This window comes from Shewanella sp. SG41-3 (assembly GCF_014164545.1).
Classification (GTDB): domain Bacteria; phylum Pseudomonadota; class Gammaproteobacteria; order Enterobacterales; family Shewanellaceae; genus Shewanella; species Shewanella vesiculosa.
The window spans coordinates 42,536-60,796 of record NZ_JACJFJ010000003.1; the positions used below are offsets into that span (position 1 = coordinate 42,536).

19 protein-coding genes are annotated in these 18,261 nt (G+C 40.1%); 6 read left to right on the plus strand and 13 right to left on the minus strand.

Annotation, left to right across the window (positions count from 1 at the left end):
• Positions 1-53 precede the first annotated feature (53 nt).
• From H5164_RS06155 to H5164_RS06165, 3 genes are read right to left on the minus strand one after another with little or no spacing between them, the layout of a single operon-like run.
• Positions 54-410, minus strand: a complete 357-nt coding sequence (locus H5164_RS06155; protein ID WP_182755288.1) for a hypothetical protein — start codon at positions 408-410, stop codon at positions 54-56.
• 45 nt (positions 411-455) lie between these two features.
• Complete coding sequence (locus H5164_RS06160; protein WP_124018042.1) at positions 456-1,013, minus strand: GNAT family N-acetyltransferase; 558 nt, start codon at positions 1,011-1,013, stop codon at positions 456-458.
• Between the two features lie 3 nt (positions 1,014-1,016).
• Positions 1,017-1,235, minus strand: a complete 219-nt coding sequence (locus tag H5164_RS06165) for a hypothetical protein (RefSeq protein ID WP_124018043.1) — start codon at positions 1,233-1,235, stop codon at positions 1,017-1,019.
• Between the two features lie 122 nt (positions 1,236-1,357).
• Between H5164_RS06165 and H5164_RS06170 the strand changes: the two genes are divergently transcribed.
• Both H5164_RS06170 and argR read left to right on the plus strand, forming a co-directional pair.
• Positions 1,358-1,783: an META domain-containing protein gene (locus H5164_RS06170; protein WP_124018044.1), complete on the plus strand. Its 426-nt coding sequence runs from the start codon at positions 1,358-1,360 to the stop codon at positions 1,781-1,783.
• A 166-nt stretch (positions 1,784-1,949) separates the two neighbouring features.
• Complete coding sequence (gene argR / locus H5164_RS06175) at positions 1,950-2,420, plus strand: transcriptional regulator ArgR (protein ID WP_124018045.1); 471 nt, start codon at positions 1,950-1,952, stop codon at positions 2,418-2,420.
• A 60-nt stretch (positions 2,421-2,480) separates the two neighbouring features.
• Here argR and H5164_RS06180 read toward each other — a convergent pair whose 3' ends face one another.
• The 6 genes from H5164_RS06180 to H5164_RS06205 form a co-directional block, all read right to left on the minus strand.
• On the minus strand, positions 2,481-3,419 hold the full coding sequence (locus H5164_RS06180; protein WP_124018046.1) for a Dyp-type peroxidase: 939 nt from the start codon (positions 3,417-3,419) through the stop codon (positions 2,481-2,483).
• 481 nt (positions 3,420-3,900) lie between these two features.
• Positions 3,901-4,932, minus strand: a complete 1,032-nt coding sequence (locus tag H5164_RS06185) for an ABC transporter ATP-binding protein (RefSeq protein ID WP_182755290.1) — start codon at positions 4,930-4,932, stop codon at positions 3,901-3,903.
• A 2-nt stretch (positions 4,933-4,934) separates the two neighbouring features.
• The gene (locus H5164_RS06190) at positions 4,935-6,566 is read right to left on the minus strand and encodes an iron ABC transporter permease (protein ID WP_182696661.1); all 1,632 of its coding nucleotides are present in this window, start codon (positions 6,564-6,566) and stop codon (positions 4,935-4,937) included.
• 128 nt (positions 6,567-6,694) lie between these two features.
• Positions 6,695-7,702 carry a Fe(3+) ABC transporter substrate-binding protein gene (locus H5164_RS06195; RefSeq protein ID WP_182755292.1) on the minus strand — a complete coding sequence of 336 codons (1,008 nt, stop codon included), beginning with the start codon at positions 7,700-7,702 and terminating at the stop codon, positions 6,695-6,697.
• Between the two features lie 215 nt (positions 7,703-7,917).
• Positions 7,918-8,667 carry a ferredoxin--NADP reductase gene (locus tag H5164_RS06200; protein WP_124018050.1) on the minus strand — a complete coding sequence of 250 codons (750 nt, stop codon included), beginning with the start codon at positions 8,665-8,667 and terminating at the stop codon, positions 7,918-7,920.
• A gap of 43 nt (positions 8,668-8,710) precedes the next feature.
• Positions 8,711-9,340 (minus strand): DUF5610 domain-containing protein, encoded by a 630-nt coding sequence (locus H5164_RS06205; RefSeq protein ID WP_124018051.1) that lies wholly within the window; start codon positions 9,338-9,340, stop codon positions 8,711-8,713.
• Between the two features lie 289 nt (positions 9,341-9,629).
• Here H5164_RS06205 and H5164_RS06210 point away from each other — a divergent pair, with 289 nt between their 5' ends.
• Both H5164_RS06210 and H5164_RS06215 read left to right on the plus strand, forming a co-directional pair.
• Complete coding sequence (locus H5164_RS06210) at positions 9,630-11,117, plus strand: FMN-binding glutamate synthase family protein (protein WP_182755294.1); 1,488 nt, start codon at positions 9,630-9,632, stop codon at positions 11,115-11,117.
• 149 nt (positions 11,118-11,266) lie between these two features.
• Positions 11,267-11,473 (plus strand): hypothetical protein, encoded by a 207-nt coding sequence (locus H5164_RS06215; protein ID WP_235781755.1) that lies wholly within the window; start codon positions 11,267-11,269, stop codon positions 11,471-11,473.
• 223 nt (positions 11,474-11,696) lie between these two features.
• Here the strand turns inward: H5164_RS06215 and H5164_RS06220 are convergent, their stop codons facing one another.
• Positions 11,697-11,918, minus strand: coding sequence for a hypothetical protein (locus H5164_RS06220; protein WP_124018053.1), 222 nt, complete (start codon positions 11,916-11,918; stop codon positions 11,697-11,699).
• Between the two features lie 336 nt (positions 11,919-12,254).
• Positions 12,255-14,048, minus strand: a complete 1,794-nt coding sequence (locus H5164_RS06225; RefSeq protein WP_182755296.1) for an ABC transporter ATP-binding protein/permease — start codon at positions 14,046-14,048, stop codon at positions 12,255-12,257.
• Positions 14,049-14,407: 359 nt separating this feature from the next.
• Between H5164_RS06225 and H5164_RS06230 the strand changes: the two genes are divergently transcribed.
• Positions 14,408-14,584 carry a hypothetical protein gene (locus H5164_RS06230; protein ID WP_124018055.1) on the plus strand — a complete coding sequence of 59 codons (177 nt, stop codon included), beginning with the start codon at positions 14,408-14,410 and terminating at the stop codon, positions 14,582-14,584.
• A gap of 42 nt (positions 14,585-14,626) precedes the next feature.
• Here H5164_RS06230 and aroG read toward each other — a convergent pair whose 3' ends face one another.
• Positions 14,627-15,682: a 3-deoxy-7-phosphoheptulonate synthase AroG gene (aroG, locus tag H5164_RS06235; RefSeq protein ID WP_124018056.1), complete on the minus strand. Its 1,056-nt coding sequence runs from the start codon at positions 15,680-15,682 to the stop codon at positions 14,627-14,629.
• Positions 15,683-16,110: 428 nt separating this feature from the next.
• Between aroG and H5164_RS06240 the strand changes: the two genes are divergently transcribed.
• The gene (locus H5164_RS06240; RefSeq protein ID WP_220492665.1) at positions 16,111-16,962 is read left to right on the plus strand and encodes an ABC transporter substrate-binding protein; all 852 of its coding nucleotides are present in this window, start codon (positions 16,111-16,113) and stop codon (positions 16,960-16,962) included.
• 6 nt (positions 16,963-16,968) lie between these two features.
• Here H5164_RS06240 and H5164_RS06245 read toward each other — a convergent pair whose 3' ends face one another.
• Positions 16,969-18,189: a tetratricopeptide repeat protein gene (locus H5164_RS06245; RefSeq protein ID WP_182743030.1), complete on the minus strand. Its 1,221-nt coding sequence runs from the start codon at positions 18,187-18,189 to the stop codon at positions 16,969-16,971.
• Positions 18,190-18,261: the final 72 nt, after the last annotated feature.

Genomic DNA, 18,261 nt, shown 5'->3' on the forward strand with positions numbered 1-18,261 from the left:
AGCTAAATCATCCTAATGCGTAAACATAAATGAAGCTAATACAATAAAATAGGTTAACAATGATCGAAATGCGCACTTTCAATGCACATAAATGAAACTTGCTGCATACTCATTATTGGCACATCTTTGACACTAATTGATGCCATATTGATCTGCTCAATTTGAGTAAATAAGGCTATCGCAGCATGATAGTCATTGGTTACCCCACAAAATACCCATCTATCATGCCAGCGCACAAAATATCCTGACTGCTGCACTTGTAGATTATCATTACAGTGCACACTTGCTTCAATACAATCATATGATTCATTTGCCTCAGCCAATACCGCGGCAATCAGCTTCATGTTGTCAAATGCTGATAATCTTAAACCAAGGTAAGGTGAAAAAAGGGTTTCAAAGTCAGTACTCATTATATTCCTAATTAATAACCACTTTATTCACGCACCAAGACATAGTTAACTGATGACATCGGCTGTAGAGGTGGCCAATAAACAATAATCACGTTGTTCAAAACGAAATTGATCAATCTGTGTCATCGCAGCTTTTTGTTGATGTGCAGCTAAAGAGCGAGCATTGTCTGCAGCAACATAGGTCACCATAAATGGAAAGCTAGTGTTTACTTGTTTTTTTAACTCACTCACTAACGCCGCAAACACGCCTTGGCCACGTTTTGACTCTTGAATCCAAACCGGCCCATATTGACACGAATTGGTCGTCGATAAAGCTTGCCCAGCCAACTCGGCGAACTTAATCTTTTGAATAATATGGCGATACAATGGTTGCGCGGAAAAAAATGACCATCTTGCTGCCATCACATAACCAATAATTTGCCCTTGCTCTTCTGCCACCATAAACCAATGTTGATTAATTAGCTGACCCACCTCACTTTTGGTGAATGAATGAGCATGTAATTGGTTATCTGAACCAGACAACTCATCATCTACATGAGCACGCTCTAACTGCACAATGGCAGTAACATCGGTGAATAACGCCTTACGGATAATAAATGACAATGATTATTCCTTTGGATCTGAATGGGGAGGTTGCTTCTTAGCCCATTCTATCACTAGCGCAACAGGCAGCGGAGACATAATTAATGTTCCTACGCCAATGAGCAATGCAATCACCAACATACCACTGACTTGCTGACCTATATCGCTTTGCCAATATAAGCCTACGCCAACCAGCAACATAATTAAGCCGATGATATGCAACACTTTGACTAATTTAATCATTTGACTCTCTTTAGTTCGTTAAATAATGTTCATTAATCCAAAAACTGACAATTATTTACTCTTTTATTAATGCTCAAGTAGTAGAATAGCGCCAATTTTTTCGTATTTGGAACCCTCTCAGCATGATAAAGCATATTCTCGGCGCCGCAGTTATAGTTATAGGCCTTAGTGCTTGCCAAAGTCCATCGGCCACTGTCTCAAATGAACAATTAATTGGTACTTGGCATGTCGACACCGTCCTCGACACTCCAACCATTAATAATAGTCCTGCAACGTTAGTTTTTGCCGCAGATGGCGAGTTAACAGGTAACAACAGTTGTAATCAGTTTTTTGGCAGTTATGCCCAGCAAGGTAACTTTTTACAGCTGGCACCAGCAGGCACTACCATGAAAGCCTGCGTTGACAGCTTTATGAGCCAAGAAGCCGAGTTGATGCAAGCTATTTCATTAGTACAACAAGTTGATTTCTCAAAAGGAAAACTTAATCTATTGTCAGAAAAGGGTGATACTCTATTGGTACTGACAAGACAATCATCGCCATTATCTTAATCATTTATTGCTTAAATGAGTCACAGAACTAACACAAGTGTCAGCTTAAAGTTCCACGACAAAATGAATTTTTATTCAATAAATTTGATTTTTTCTTGACTTAATAAGTCAATCTATTCAAAATGTGCTAGATTTTTGAATAACAAATATAAGATGAAATATCATTATGCCAGCGACAAGAAATCAGGATGAGCTCGTACGAACTTTTAAATCGATTCTCAAAGAAGAACGTTTTGGAAGCCAGAGCGAGATTGTTAATGCGCTTCAAACCGAAGGATTCGGTAATATTAATCAATCTAAAGTATCGCGTATGCTCAGCAAATTTGGTGCTGTTCGTACTCGTAACGCCAAGCAAGAAATGGTCTATTGCCTCCCTGCAGAGCTAGGCGTTCCAACTGCGGGTAGCCCAGTTAAGAATTTAGTGCTAGATGTTGATCATAACCAAGCCATGATAGTGGTAAGAACCAGTCCAGGTGCAGCACAATTAATTGCTCGTTTGCTGGATTCAATAGGTAAACCTGAAGGGATATTAGGTACCATTGCTGGCGATGATACGATTTTCATTTGCCCTGCAAGTATAAAAACTATTGATGATACCTTAGAGACCGTTAGATCTTTATTCAATTATAGTGAATAAAATATCACTATAAAAAAAGCAATGCCATGGCATTGCTTTTTTTTTGCTTAACGCGGGTGGTTACGCATCATCGAATTGAGTTAAAAAATCTAATGATGGCACAAAGAATGATGATCCGGTCAACGCTTTGGTAAACAACATTAAATGATCATGATTTCCATGGCCATCACCGTGCACCATACTGCGAAGCATTTGTTCAAAATGTTCTGGAGTGCGGCACACAGAAATAAAAATCAGCCCTTGCTCTCGAATCGAACCATAAGGCATGCTTTGACGCAGGATTTCTAATGAATTACCTTGCGCATCTTTTAAATTAACTCGCTTGGTATGGCTGGTTAGTGGCTTATCTTCTGACTCATATTCAATATCATCAACTTTAGTTCGACCAAAAATATCTTCTTGTTTTTTCAGTGGTAAACGATGCCATTTACTTAAGTTATGCATGTATTTTTGTACATGAACATAACTACCAGAGGCAAACGCTTTATCTTCATTACCAACCAATGCAACCTCTTGACGATGGCGCCCCTTAGGGTTTTCGGTACCATCAACAAAACCGGTTAAATCACGGCTGTCCATAAAACGGAAACCACGCTCTTCATCAACTAGCTCAACCAAATCTTCAAACATTTGATTAATCTCATTTGCGACAAGATGTAAAATATCGTAACGGTCACAACGAATATGAATAAACAGATCATATTCCATTGCAGGTGCATCACGAATACCTTCATTCATAGCAGGAAAAGGTTTTAATAATGCTGGGCGCGCATCAGGATAAAAGGTATCCCAAAAATTAGCACCAATACCGACAAAGCCATTAAAAGCACTGTCTGCATATTGATCTGTGAGCTCATAGATGTATTGCGCCACATTAGCAATAGATGGACGTAACTGATCTTCAACACCATCATTGGCATTAAACATCAGGTACACACTGTGTAAATTACCTTCTGCGCAAATCCCTAACTGTTCACGAGGCATAGCTTGGTTATCCATATTAACTTGATCCACCTTAATACTAAATGTCGGCCTAAATGATGATAATTTAACGCATTGAACTCATTAGAGAGCGATTCACATATCGTCTTAGTTTAGCTAATGATTAACTAACAATGAGCTTATCTTAATCAAATATAAATTACTTGAAGTGTACTCACATTTAGCTGATTTGTATCACCTATTGCACTCATATTCTCTCAAGTAAAAGATTGAACAGCTGTTTTAATAGATGGCTCACTCAACTCAAGTTATAGGATATTCTTCGTTAGCCGAAATCATAATATTGAGCTTATTGACTCTCAAACTTGTCATTTATTTGATTAACAGACCCACACTTTTATGACTGCATGCTGCAAGTAATGGTCTATTTTAAATTAAAGCAGCACAGTGGGCTAGACAGTAAACGGTTTTATAACAGGTTATGATTCAAGTCTGATGTTAACAATTATGCTCCATATTAAGATGACCATAGCAATCGTTAATTAAAAATGACTAGCGGATGTGGCGCAATGTGAATATCAACTCGTTGGCCAGGTATTAGTGTCGTTGATTGACTACTTACATCCAAGATATCAGCGCCAACTTTCACTTGATAATGGCATACAGTACCCAAAAAATGCCTTTCAACAATACAGCCACGACCATTGGTATTAGGATGAACTTCAATTTGCTGCGGTCGTAATAATACTTGCCCTTGGCTTCCAATCGGCCAAGGTAATTTTTCAGTACTATTAAGATTTCCAAGAGCATAATCAACTTGATAACTCGTGGTTACAGTAACAGGTAAATAATTACCCGCGCCGAGGAAATCAGCCACGTAGCGCTCTTTTGGCGAACGGTATAAGGTTTCCGCTTTACCATGTTGAATAATGGCGCCATCTTTAAATAATGCCAGCTTATCTGCAAAGACAAATGCCTCATCTTTACTGTGTGTCACAAACACCGCACTCACATTTCGCTTTTTTAATATGGCACGAATTTCCAGCATCATCTCGTTACGTACTTGCGCATCAATATTGGAAAAAGGTTCATCAAGTAATAATAATTCAGGTTGATATGCTAAGGCTCGCGCAATTGAAACTCGCTGCTGCTGTCCGCCAGATAATTCATGAGGATAACGAGATGACAAGCCAGTTAATTTAACCAGCTCAAGCATCTCATCCAACCGAGTAAGGCGCTCCTTTGCATTAAGATTTTTAACGCCAAATAAAATATTATCCGCCACGGTTAAATGTGGAAATAAAGCATAGTCCTGAAAAATCATCCCGACACCACGTTGCTCACTGACAACAAACACGTCATCACTGCTCATTACCTGGCCACTAATACTGATACTGCCTTGGCTAATGGTTTGCAAACCTGCAATCACGCGCAGCAGTGTGGTTTTGCCACAACCACTGGGGCCTAATAATGCGACAATTTCGCCTTGCTGCAAGGTAAGATCTAAATGACGCAAAATCACTTGACCTTGATAATCACTACAGATATTTTCAATGGTTAAGGTTGACATAATTAGCCTTGTTGCTCCAAGGAGCGATTAAGATAAATCAATGGAACAAGCCCGACTAACACAATAACAATCGCGGCTAATGCACCGTGTTCAAGCTTTTCATCTGAGACAAACTGAAACACATAAGTGGCTAAGTTTTCAAATCCGATGGGGCGTAATAATAATGCTGCGGGCAACTCTTTCATACTTTCAATAAACACCAACAATGCCCCGGCAAAAATCCCTTTACGCAATAACGGTAAATGAACCCGCCAAAGCAGTTGCAATGGGGTTTGCCCCAAGGTAATACATGCCATGTCCAAAGAAGGCGAAATGCGCTTATAACTGTTCTCTAAGCTACCGATAGATATGGCAATAAAACGTACACAAAAAGCAAAAATCAGAGCGAACACGCTGCCGGTCAATAACAATCCCGGTCCACGTTCACCCAGCCAATCGTAAACATCGTTAATCGCAAAATCAATAAATGTCAGTGGAACCAAAACACCAATTGCTAGGACTGTGCCCGGCAATGCATAACCAGTAGAACTGAGTCTAGAAGGAAGATAATCACTTTTACGCGGACTGACTCGACGGACAAACATCAATATCAGTGATAACAGCATACACACGGCACTCACGATAGCGGCAATGTATAAGCTGTTAAGGCTATATTGCCAAAAACGTGTATCCCAACTCTCGTTAAAATAATCAATGGCATAAACACATAACACGGTAAAAGGCAGCAAGAAGGCAAGAAATAACAATAAAGTGCAGTAGCCTAGCGCAATCCATGCCTTAGTTGATGACAACACATATCGATCGGCTTCATTGAAGGATGATTGTTTTTGAAATAATTGTTGTTTGCGACGGGCAAATCGTTCAACACCTATCATAGAGAACACCACCAGCAACATAATTGCCGATAATTTAGCGGCAGCCGTTAAACTGCCATAGCCAAGCCATGTGTCGTAAACGGCTGTGGTTAGAGTAGGAACGGCAAAATAGCTTACAGTGGCAAAGTCTGCTGCGGTTTCCATAGCCACTAGGGCAACGCCAACAGCTAAAGCAGGCCTTGCCATGGGTAATGCCAGTCGCCAAAAACTGCGCCACGGACTGCACCCCATTACCCGAGATGCATACAATAAACTTGATGATTGCTCCATAAAAGCGGTGCGGGCTAATAAGTAAATATAAGGGAATAGTACTAACGACAGTATTATTGCCGCTCCGCCGAGGCTGCGTATCGCGGGGAAATAATAATCATGGGGTGATTGCCATTCAAACCAATCCCTTAGTGTACGTTGCACTGGGCCGGCATAATCGAGCATATCAGTATAAACATAAGCAACAATATATGCTGGCATGGCTAATGGAAGCAGTAATAGCCACTGAAAGTATCGTCGAAAAGGAAAGTCACAGCGGGCAATTACCCACGCAGCAGGAATAGCTAATAGCAGCGAGCCGAGTCCAACCAACAACATCAGTAATAAGCTATTGGCTATGTATGTCGGCAACACTGTATTAAATAAATGGCTAAATACAGCTTCGTCAGGAAGAGTGGATTGCACTATTAAGGCAATCAGCGGCAATATTAATATTACCGCGATAAAATAACCAGTAAGCGACCAGCCTCTGGTTAGGCCTAAAATCATAAATAATACCGAGTTAACTCAGCGCACCCAACTCATTTTATCAATACTATTAATCGTAGTAATAGTGCGCTAAAAATGGTTACGTGCGCTTGGCTTGGAGGTTGATCGTCTATTGAGGATCGCCATAATTACAGATCGAATTTCACTTCGTCGAGTAATTTAACTGCCTCTTGGTGGTATTCTGCCAACTTATAAATCGGTAAGCTGTCGGCCTTAAAATCACCCCATGAGGCCACTAATTCAGACGGAGCCACATCAGCCTTTACCGGATATTCCATGTTCACTTCAGCATACATTTTTTGCGCGACATCTGAGGTAAGGAATTCCATTAATTTAATGGCATTGTCTTTATGAGGAGCATGTTTGGCTAATGCCATTCCTGATACGTTGACATGAGCACCACGGTTCTTTTGATTAGGAAAATTAATATCGACAGCTTGTGCCCAGCTTTTCTGGTTTTTATCCATTAACATATTGCCGTAGTAATAGCTGTTACCGATAGCGATATCACACAAGCCTTCTTTAACGGCTAGTACTTGATCACGATCATTACCCTGAGGCTTACGGGCTAAATTAGCTTTGACCCCTTGTAGCCAGGTTTTCGTTTTCGCTTCACCATCATGAGCGATCATTGAGGCTACTAATGCGACGTTATAAGGGTGTTTACCACTGCGAGTACAAATTTTACCTTTGAATTCAGCTAAGGCTAAGTCCTCGTAATCAATATCAATTTTACCAGTACGATCTTTAGAAGAATATAAATTACGCACCCGCATAGTGAGTGCAAACCAATTATGTTGTTGTGAGCGATATTGAGACGGAATATTATGATCGATAATGTTGCTTTGGACCGGTGAAACAAGATCTTTATCAACCAACTCCATCAAGCGAGAAAAGTCTGATGTCAGCACTACGTCAGCAGGGGATAAACGACCTTCACGCGCTATCCGTTCAGCAATGCCATCTTTAGCAAATACGACATCAACGTCGATACCACTTTGTTGGGTAAATTTTTCAACAATGGGCTCAATCAGGAAAGCTTGGCGATAAGAATAAACCGTTAATGCCTCTGCGGCACTGACCGAAGAAGCCACACAAGCCAAACCTAATAATGCGACACTTTTTAGCAATTTCATTAATCAACGCTCCCTAATTGAAACAATATTGCGCCATCGCCGACGCGATTGATAATGGTTATCAATTGCGATAGGGTAAGTGATCATCTTCAAAGGAGCAAGTGCTGTTTCACTCGGGGCAGTGAATTTTCAAGCGAGGGAAGCAATGACCACAAAAATCAGTGAGCACTGTTGAGGCTCTGCCATCACGGCATTAATGGTTATGATTGATGCTATTACCAATATTTTTCGACTGTTATTTGCCCAGGAGCGCGTCGAAGATTTTTTGCTAATCCTTTTTCCACTAAAGCGATTTGAGCATCCGTTATCATGCCAGGGTTACCGCAGATCATCACTTGAGAATGCTCAGCATTTATCCCTAACCCCGCTTTCTGTTCAATTAATCCGCTGCTAATACCATCGGGAATACGACATGATAAAGCATTAGGATAATCTTCACGGGTCACAATAGGAATAAATACAAACTGCTGTGGATGCAGTTCAATAAACTGCTGGATGGTCTCTAAATAAGCAAGATCTTCACCAAGGCGAACACCATAAACGAGCACGACCTTTTCAAAACGTTGCCAAGGCCCATCAGTTGCCAGCATTGAGATAAAAGGTCCGACTGCGGTGCCTGTGGCAAAAAACCACAAATGTTTACCTTGCAAAGCACCATTTGGCACCTCGTCTAGAGTCATAAACCCTGTTGCTTTAGACGTCACTTCAATAGAGTCTCCTGGGGTTAATGCTTGTAGATCTGGAGACAGCAGCCCGTCCTCTACCGCAACAGCAAGCACTTCGACATAGTCCTTACCTGGTGGATTCACCAGTGAATATGCACGAGCAACACGCTTTTCATCTCGTATTTGGCTGAGCTTTATAAACTGACCAGCGATAAAAGGTTCGACATCGGCTTTGATCCGCAGTGAAAATAATTTGTCATTCCAATCAATGCGTTCAATTACTTTACCCGTAGTCCACATAGTCACGATCCTTTCACTGAGAGCCAATCTTAATCATAAGAGACTACGTCGCTTGAGTCACGCTTTGTGATTCATCTTTAGCAAGCTTATCTTGCTTAAATTGGGCTAACCCTTGCTGTATCAGTTCATATGTTTTATCCACACCAGCAGCTATGTCACCTTCTAACACCTTTAAACCAGACAATATATCGCTAGCCTCTTTAAAGCCTTGATCTATGGCATCACCAATTTTGAGCATAAAACTATCAACCTGCTCATCTAGTCCCATAGATTTATTTTGTTGTTGGTGAATAGAGAAAAAATTTGTGGCAAAGCTCACAATGCGATCAGCTGTTGCCTCTGGTGAGTAATCCACTCCGCTATCAACGCCCTTCTGAATTGCGTTATCTCCAAGCGAGGGGGCAAGTTCTTGGTTAATGGCTTCAATTGCGGCGCGATAAAGCAACGCCATAGACTTGTCACCCGCAGAAATACTCACTTCTTCCTGTGCGGCAAGAATACTGTTGTTCATCATTTGACGACTCAGTTGACTCACTGATACTTTAGCTGATGAATTTACCGCTGAACTTGTATTATTAGCTTTATTTTGAGTTGAAGCATTCGCTTCACTGGTTGGAGTATTGTTGTTTTCTCGTCCCTTCACATTTGAGGGCGCTGCGCTTTTAATGTCCATAATAGTGTCTTATTTAAAGTAACGGATAGCTTAATTATCGACCAAAAAATGCATACCTGAAGTCATAATGAAATAAATATACGATTTAATTCACTGCAATAATGAACATAAATGCTTCTTCGTTTTAAAACAAAGCAGTTAGATAGCAAGCAGAAAAAATAAACGATATAGTGAGATTATATTTGGCATTGCTAATATGGTTAATTAACCAGACTCAATTACTATCATTACTGCGACTAAATTACCGCGAATAAACACACAGTACTAGATTCAATTTAAGGACAATAATATGCCGCAACAACATTGGTTTATGTGGGGAATGGATATCTTCTCTGGTCTTTTCTTAGTGTTATTTTGGCTATTACTGATTGCGGTCATTTACATGTTTATTGCTGATAAATGGCAAACAAAACAAGCCATACGCCATAATTACCCTGTTATCGGTCGCTTTCGATATATATTTGAAAAACAGGGTGAGTTTTTTAGACAATACTTTTTTTCTCAAGATCGTGAAGAACTGCCATTTAACCGTGCCGAGCGCAATTGGGTATATCGCGCAGCAAAAAATGTTGACCGTACAATTGCATTTGGATCAACACAAGTTCTAGATAAACCCGGTTCAGTGATGTTCATGAACTCAGCCTTTCCAGTCAGCGATCATGACTCTCACAAGACAATAGACGTAACCATTGGTCCAGATTGCACCCATCCTTACACAACCAGTAAAATTTGCCATATTTCAGCAATGAGCTTTGGTGCATTATCTCGACCAGCGATTACTGCGCTATCTCATGGTGCAGCGAAAGCAGGTTGCTGGCTCAATACTGGTGAGGGAGGATTAAGCCCGTATCATCTTAAAGGTCATTGTGACTTAGTGTTTCAAATCGGGACAGCCAAATACGGTGTCCGAGACGAACAAGGCCATTTAGATCCTCAAAAACTCAGCGATATAGCAGCCCACCCTGAAGTTAAAATGTTTGAAATTAAGTTGAGCCAGGGCGCTAAGCCAGGGAAAGGAGGGATTTTACCTGCAGTAAAAGTGACCAAAGAAATTGCAGCCATTCGCGGTATTCCAGCAGGACACGACTCAATTAGCCCTAATGGCCATATTGAATTACATAATGTTGCTGACCTTGTCGATATGATAAATCAAGTAAGAGACATTACCGGTAAACCAACTGGCATTAAGGCTGTATTAGGCGATATGTCTTGGGTAACAGAGTTTTTGGATGAAATTGAGCAACGTGGGATAGAATATGCCCCAGATTTTTTTACTTTGGACAGCTCAGATGGCGGCACTGGTGCAGCGCCACAGGCATTGATGGACAACGTTGGGTTACCACTAAGACAAAGCTTGCCGTCTCTGGTTGATTTATTGAATCAACGCGGCTTTAAGCAACGCATTAAAGTCATCGCAACGGGTAAAATGATTATGCCATCTTATGTAGCTTGGGCATTGGCCACTGGCGCAGACTTTATTGCTTCAGCTCGCGGCAATATGTTTGCCTTGGGTTGTATTCAATCACTACAGTGCAACAGAGACACCTGCCCAACGGGTATCACAACCCATAATATCCGTCTGCAAAAAGGCTTAGATCCTAAAGATAAATCTGTGCGAGTGGCAAACTACAATCATTTCTTACATTATGATTTAACCATGATTGCCCACTCTTGTGGCGTAACGGACCCAAGGTATTTAACCCGTCATCACGCTCGAATAGTGCAATCGTCTGGAGTTGCAGTCACCCTTGATAATCATTACCGTCATATGCAGTAGAGAAGCGCATCAACCCCAGTAAACGACTGGGGTTCGCTACGCGCGATTACTTTGCCGAATATGATTAAAGGGTGTATAATAAAATTTGATGTTTGTCACAGTAAGCGGTCTTAGTGTGATTTTAAAGCGAAATCAAACAGAAGGATTTCATGTTGAATATCAAAAAGAATGCAGTAGATCTTAATGTTGATCTAAATGTCAAAAGCTTAAGTTTAAGCTGTAAAAACTGTAATCGAATGACAGAAATCGAAGGCGAGCTAGTGTGTTTTGAGCAAGGAAAAATTAAATGCTTAACTCTCGATCCGTCTCCTGCAGCATTGATAAAAATGGTGTGTATTAATTGGCAAAAAAAATAAGCCAGTCATCGTTATACTCTCTACTAAACCATTGTTTCAGCCAATCCTCTTGTACTTACATTATCCAGAAAATCTCATTTAGCGATTAATCCTCTTTGAGCATTAAATGAAATACACTTAAGCCAAAGCCAATACTTCAGCTTGTGATAACAGCCGCTACTAGAATATGCTTTTATTACACTCGATTAATCCCAAAGTACATGGGAATTGTATTGTGGGATGGCTAGATTGATATATTGCTCTTATCCAAGTCGCTGTCCATTGCCTTCGCGAGAGTCACTCCACGAGTCGTCACTCTTAAACCGGCACACAAATCGTTGTAGACTATTTTAATCGCATCATCAGACATGTTACGCCCTTTTAGCATTGCCATAATAGCAAACCAATCAGTTGTCACTTGATGTCGGGTGCCTTCTAGCGCCGCAATTAACGCAATATTATGCACAAGTCACCTCCATACACGAATTCGCACCTTTAATAAAATCCAATTGATTGAAAAGTATAGCTATCTGGGGATAATACACCATAAGTCGGACTATAGATTAACTGCGTTGATCACTGCCGTCAAAAATTTCAGTCACGATAGATCTAACAAGTCAGTTTACGCGCTATTCTTTGCTGCTTAAGTATTCAATTATAACGTTTAGCGTTATAAATAGCGGCCATTTATGTAAAACTTAAATGCTGTATAAGCCTTACTCATAGTCAATAAAGCATAAATGAAAAACAGTAACTTCGGTATTTTATTCCTTTATATCACCTAGCAACATAGCAACGTCCACTAGGCATGCGGCAGATTTTGTTGTTCATGTTGAATATGCCAAAGTCGCGCATAAAGACCTTGTTTAGCTAACAAACTGACATGAGTACCATGCTCAACAATCTTACCTTTACTCAATACCACTATTTGATCGGCATCAATAATGGTCGATAAACGATGGGCCACCACTAAACTTGTGTGTCCTTTAGCAGCATCTCTGAGCGCGCTGAGAATCGCTTGCTCAGATCGTGAGTCGAGAGACGATGTTGCTTCATCAAACACTAGGATGGGCGAGCCCTTCAACACAGCTCGAGCAATAGCAACTCGTTGTTTTTCTCCACCTGAGAGCTTTAAACCTCTCTCCCCCACTTTGGTATTGCCTTTATCTGGTAATGATTCAATAAAGTCACTCAAATGCGCTAGCTTAACTGCAGCGACAATCTCATCATGAGTCGCATCGGCACGACCATAGCGAATATTTTCGTAAATAGAATCATTGAATAACACAGTATCTTGCGGGACAACAGCAATAGCTCTTCGCAAAGCTTGCTGGCTAAAGTGACGCACATCAATGCCATCAATAGTGATTGCACCACTAGCAACATCATAAAAGCGGAATAGCAATTTAATAATAGTTGATTTACCCGCGCCACTGTCACCGACTACAGCAATTTTTTTCCCTGCTGGCACCTCGAAGCTAACACTGTTCAAAATAGGGCGTTGGTCGTATTGAAAACTCACATCGGTAAACTTTATCGTCCCAATCGTTGGGCTAATCTCAATAGCATCATCCGAATCTAATACTTGTGGTTGTTTGTCTAAAATATCAAACATACGCTCAATATTGGCTAATGCACCGCGGATCTCACGATACACAAACCCTAAGAAATTTAACGGAATAAACAACTGCATCATAAATGCATTAATTAACACAAAGTCACCTATAGTCATTGAGCCCTGGCTTACTTCATAAGCCGCTAATGCCATCATAGCTGTCATAGCCACAGCGATAATTAACGCTTGACCACCGTTTAGGGCAAACAATGATAAACGATTTTTTCGTTTTGCCACTTCCCATTGCTCAAGTGCAGAGTCATATCGTTGTGACTCAAATTCTTCGTTATTAAAATATTTTACGGTTTCATAATTTAACAAGCTATCCACTGAACGAGTATTGGCCAGCGAGTCAGCTCGGGCAGCATCACGCACATAACCGGTGCGCCACTCAGTCGCTACGATAGAATAACCAATATAAGCTACAACAGAAACTAAGGTTATCAGCGCAAAACTGATGCCATAATTATAAAAGAAGACCCCAATAACAAGCATAATCTCAAGCAGGGTTGGTACGATATTAAATACCATAAAACGCATTAAAAAATTGACACCACTGGTGCCACGTTCAATGTCGCGGGATAAGCCACCGGTGCGACGATCTAAGTGAAAATCAAGATCGAGTCGATGCAAATGTTCAAATACCGCCCGCCCAAGACGACGGATAGCACGTTCGGTGACTCGGCCAAATAAGGTGTCACGAACCTCACCAATAATGACATTGAGTAAACGAACCGCGCCATAAGCTAATACCAAGCCAACCGGGACTGCAATAAGCTGGGCCGGAGATTGTTTATCTAAGGTATCGACTAATTCTTTCAAAAGAAATGGCAATGCAACACTGGCGAGCTTAGCAACCACTAAACAAATCATAGCCAAAATCACGCGCGCTTTAAATTCTAGTAAATATGGCCATAACAGGCGTAAAACATGCCAATTTAACTTCCCTACCGGGCCTTCAAAATACGCAGAAGGTCTCATTTATGCTCCAGTTATTTACCGCTGCTAGGCAGTTTACGATGATCTAATATTGATTGTCTTATTATATGCCATTTTCTTATCAGACATTGCTCACATTACGATGTAATAACGGCAAACTCACCAGGATCATAAAAGGGGGGGGTAATCGCATGTAAGTAGTACGTAGGTAGCACTTTAGTAGTATATTTATAGGATCCGCATTAGTCATAAATACTATATTTCAAACTTTTTTAGCCCTTTTAAGCTTTTTTAATCTAAATTGAGTTATTTCTGTAAGCAGAATTTGTTATTCTTTGGTTACATAAAAATGCTTGTTTGATAGTAAACAAACAACGATTTACGAGTTTAAAGGATACTTTATGTTGGAGAATTCAAAAATTCAGTACCCACCATTACAACTAATACAAACATGGGTATGGATGATGATTGAATCAGGTAACCCTGAGTTGCAAGAAAAAGGCCGTGATAATCTCATATCGGCTTTTGGCAGTTTAGCTAAGGCCAATGAATACTTAGTACAAGGTATAAAAAAATAAGGCGCATTTAGCGCCTTATTTTTACGTCAGTTTACACCCACTTTATGCTTGTCGACGGTTCAGGACACTTTGATTTAATGTCGCTAGCAGCGTCTCAGTGTCATCCCATCCTATACAAGCGTCAGTAATGCTTTGCCCGTAACACAGAGCACTGCCTTCAATTAAATCTTGACGCCCTTCAACTAAATGGCTTTCGACCATTACACCAAAAATAGCATAATTTCCTTGAGATATTTGCCCTGCCACATCTTCAGCAACCATCATCTGCTTTTTATAATCTTTACTGCTATTGGCGTGGCTAAAATCGATCATAATGTTATCAAGCAATTCTGATTTAGTCAGCTGCTGAGCAATATCAACTACATGTTCAGCGCTATAATTGGGAGTGCGTCCACCGCGTAAAATAATATGGCAATCAGGATTACCTTTAGTGGAGACAATAGCCGAATGACCAAACTTAGTCACCGATAAGAAATGATGTGGAGCATTAGCAGCCCCAATCGCATCAATGGCCACCTTAATGGTACCGTCGGTACCATTTTTAAATCCGACTGGGCAAGAAAGACCTGATGATAGCTCTCTGTGAACTTGCGACTCAGTCGTGCGTGCCCCAATAGCGCCCCAACACATCATATCGGCAACATATTGAGGTGTTATCATATCTAAAAACTCACCCGCGGTTGGGATACCAGCATCGTTCAAATCAACTAATAGTTTACGAGCAGTGCGTAAGCCATCATTTAATTGAAAACTGTTATCCATATAAGGATCATTGATTAACCCCTTCCAACCAACCGTTGTTCTCGGCTTTTCAAAGTACACTCGCATAACAATTTCAAGCTGATCTTTATACTGCTGACGTAACTTAACCAAACGTTGACCATACTCTAACGCGGCAACAGGATCATGGATTGAACAAGGGCCAATCACCACTAAGATGCGATCATCTTTACGCGCTAAAATATTATGAATACTGTTACGTGCATTGAAAACGGTTGTTGATGCATGTTCGGTTGCCGGAAATCGCTCTAGAATCGCAATTGGAGGTAGCAATTCTTTTATTTCATCGATACGAATATCGTCATTTTGATAATGCATAGTGGTTACAACTCCGGCAAAACATATAATTTATCTGATTTAATATAAGGCTAAATCAGCTGATACAATCCATTAAGAAATGATAAAAAACCATCGAGAAAATGAATAAGAATCTTCAATTTAACCAGTATTTATCGACAAATCAATCAAGTATTACTCATCTGGGCCGATAAAAGAGACAATAAAAATTGATTCGTTAGCAATACGCTAAAACAATGACTGATGATCCGACAGGACCTTGGTATAAACGGAGTATTAAGTAAGGCTATTTGATGATTTTTTTATATTCAATGACGCTAAAGATAACTTGTCTTATAATCAAAGTGTACTCATGATGTTAATGTGCTTTACTTTGGTTATTACCATGAATCAACACAAGGATGATGATCTATTTAACACTAAGCAGTATCTCCTGAGGAGACTAACCATTGAAAAGCAATATCGTTTTTTCTATCTGTTTATTTAACTTATTATTAGGCTTTTGTAGACCCTTATCTGCCACTTTATTATCCTCAATAGAAAATGTACCCCTATCAGATAAATTTAACGCGCTGAGCAAGAATGAACAATCGCCGCTAATGATCGACAGCATTAGTTTTTCAACCAGTGATAGTATTGCTCCGTATTTCTTCGCTGATGAAGAGATTGGTGTGCAATATGATCTATTAAAAGCCGCCCTCGACAGTAAAAATATTGCTATTAAAGAAATTGTTCATGCACCAAATTTACGTGCGCAACGCTTAGTGAGAACCCATAAAATCGACTGCATGATTAATACGCCAGACAATGTTGCAGGTTTATTTTATACCCAAAGCTTGATTGAATATAAAAATAGCGCATTCTACTTATCAAAAAACAATCTTAATATAGAAAAAATAAGTGATCTCAATACCTTGTCCGTTTTAGGCTTTCAAAATTCAAAACAATATTTAGGTAATAAATTTAAAGATATTGCCAACGGTAATCCTCATTTTAGTGAGATTACCAATCAAAAAAGCCAAGTTGTGATGCTGTTTAATGGTTATGTACAAGTCATCGTTCTAGAAAGGCGGATATTTGAATATTATCGCTATTTACTCGCATCAAAACTCGATACGAGTGTTGCAGTAACAGAAGTCTCACTGTTTGAACCTGCCCAACGAAAAATTGCCTGTCATGATAAAATAACGGCTGAGGAAATTGATAGCGCAATTACTTCACTCAAACAATCAAATCGTTATCAAGACATACTCGAGCTTGCAGAAAAGAACTATTATCAACCACAGACTAAAACACCTTAGCAATAATTAGTGTTGCATCATTGCTTGCAACTTCATTTGGTAGCCTTGTTTATGAAGGGTATCGCTCAAGGCCATTGCACGCTTAAGGTTTTTCTCAGCAAGCCCTGCCTCACCTGTTGCCCAATACGCTCGAGATAAGCCAAAATAAAATTCATGCCGATAATCCGCTTTTTCAACAGCTCGTTTATACCACACCAGTGCATCTTGATATTGCTTATCAAAATACGCTTGTTGAGCCATATCATAGTAATAAAATGGATTATTAATTCTCGCTAACTCAAGGACCTTATGTATCTCGGCCCACTCTTGTAGACGTCCTTGCTCCCCTAAAATTAAGGCTAAATTATACAATGTCGTTAGATCTTGAGAGTCAACTTGTAGCGCTAACCGATATGCATATTCAGCCTCAGCTTCATAACCTTTATGACGATAAATAACCGCTATCGTATTGATTGCCGCTACATACTGCGGGTCTAACAAAATACTTTTTTTAACCAGTGAATAAGCGGTATCATAATCAGCATCAACCAATGCCTCCGCGGCTATATTGTTATAAAACATCGCGGTTAATTGACGCTTATTGACTGTTTTTTTATGGTAAGCACGAACTGAACGTTCAGGTAAGAAATCCACCAAAATATCAGTCCCCCTAAATAACACAGTATGAGAATCCTTCACTGGTAACAGGCTCAAATTGACGTGACCGTTGACTAAATAAAAACCGCCACGCCTATCCCAAACGGGTTCAATATCAATATCATAAAACTCAACAGGCACATTTAACACATCAGCTAAAGCTGCCGATAACACCACCAGAGACATACAATTACCTTGGCGATTAAGCGCTGTTTCACTTGCGGTATGAGTAACATTATCGCGGTATTCAAAACCACCATCTTGAGCACCAATATACTGAGCTAACCATTCATTGGCGATAATACTCTGGCTACGAAGCATATTATCCGCTTGAAACTGTCGCCTAAATTGAGCCACAAATGGCTCAGGTAAACGATAAATATCATCAACCTCCACAGTGTCTATTGGCGTAAATAGCTCATCATGAAATAAGTTCGCAATCTTGAATGCTTGATTTGGAGATGGCGTTGACTGACAAGCACTCATACCGAAAAGTAAGGTAACGAGTAGAAGTTTAATCCATTTGAATAATAAATAGTCATGATAGTAACAGGCATCAACCGCTGTCTTTTTTGAGTGACGAGTGAACATAATTCAGCCCTCAGATAGAAATACGCTATCTAAAAGCATAGTCAATAGTTGCCTATTCAGCCAAAGCTACTG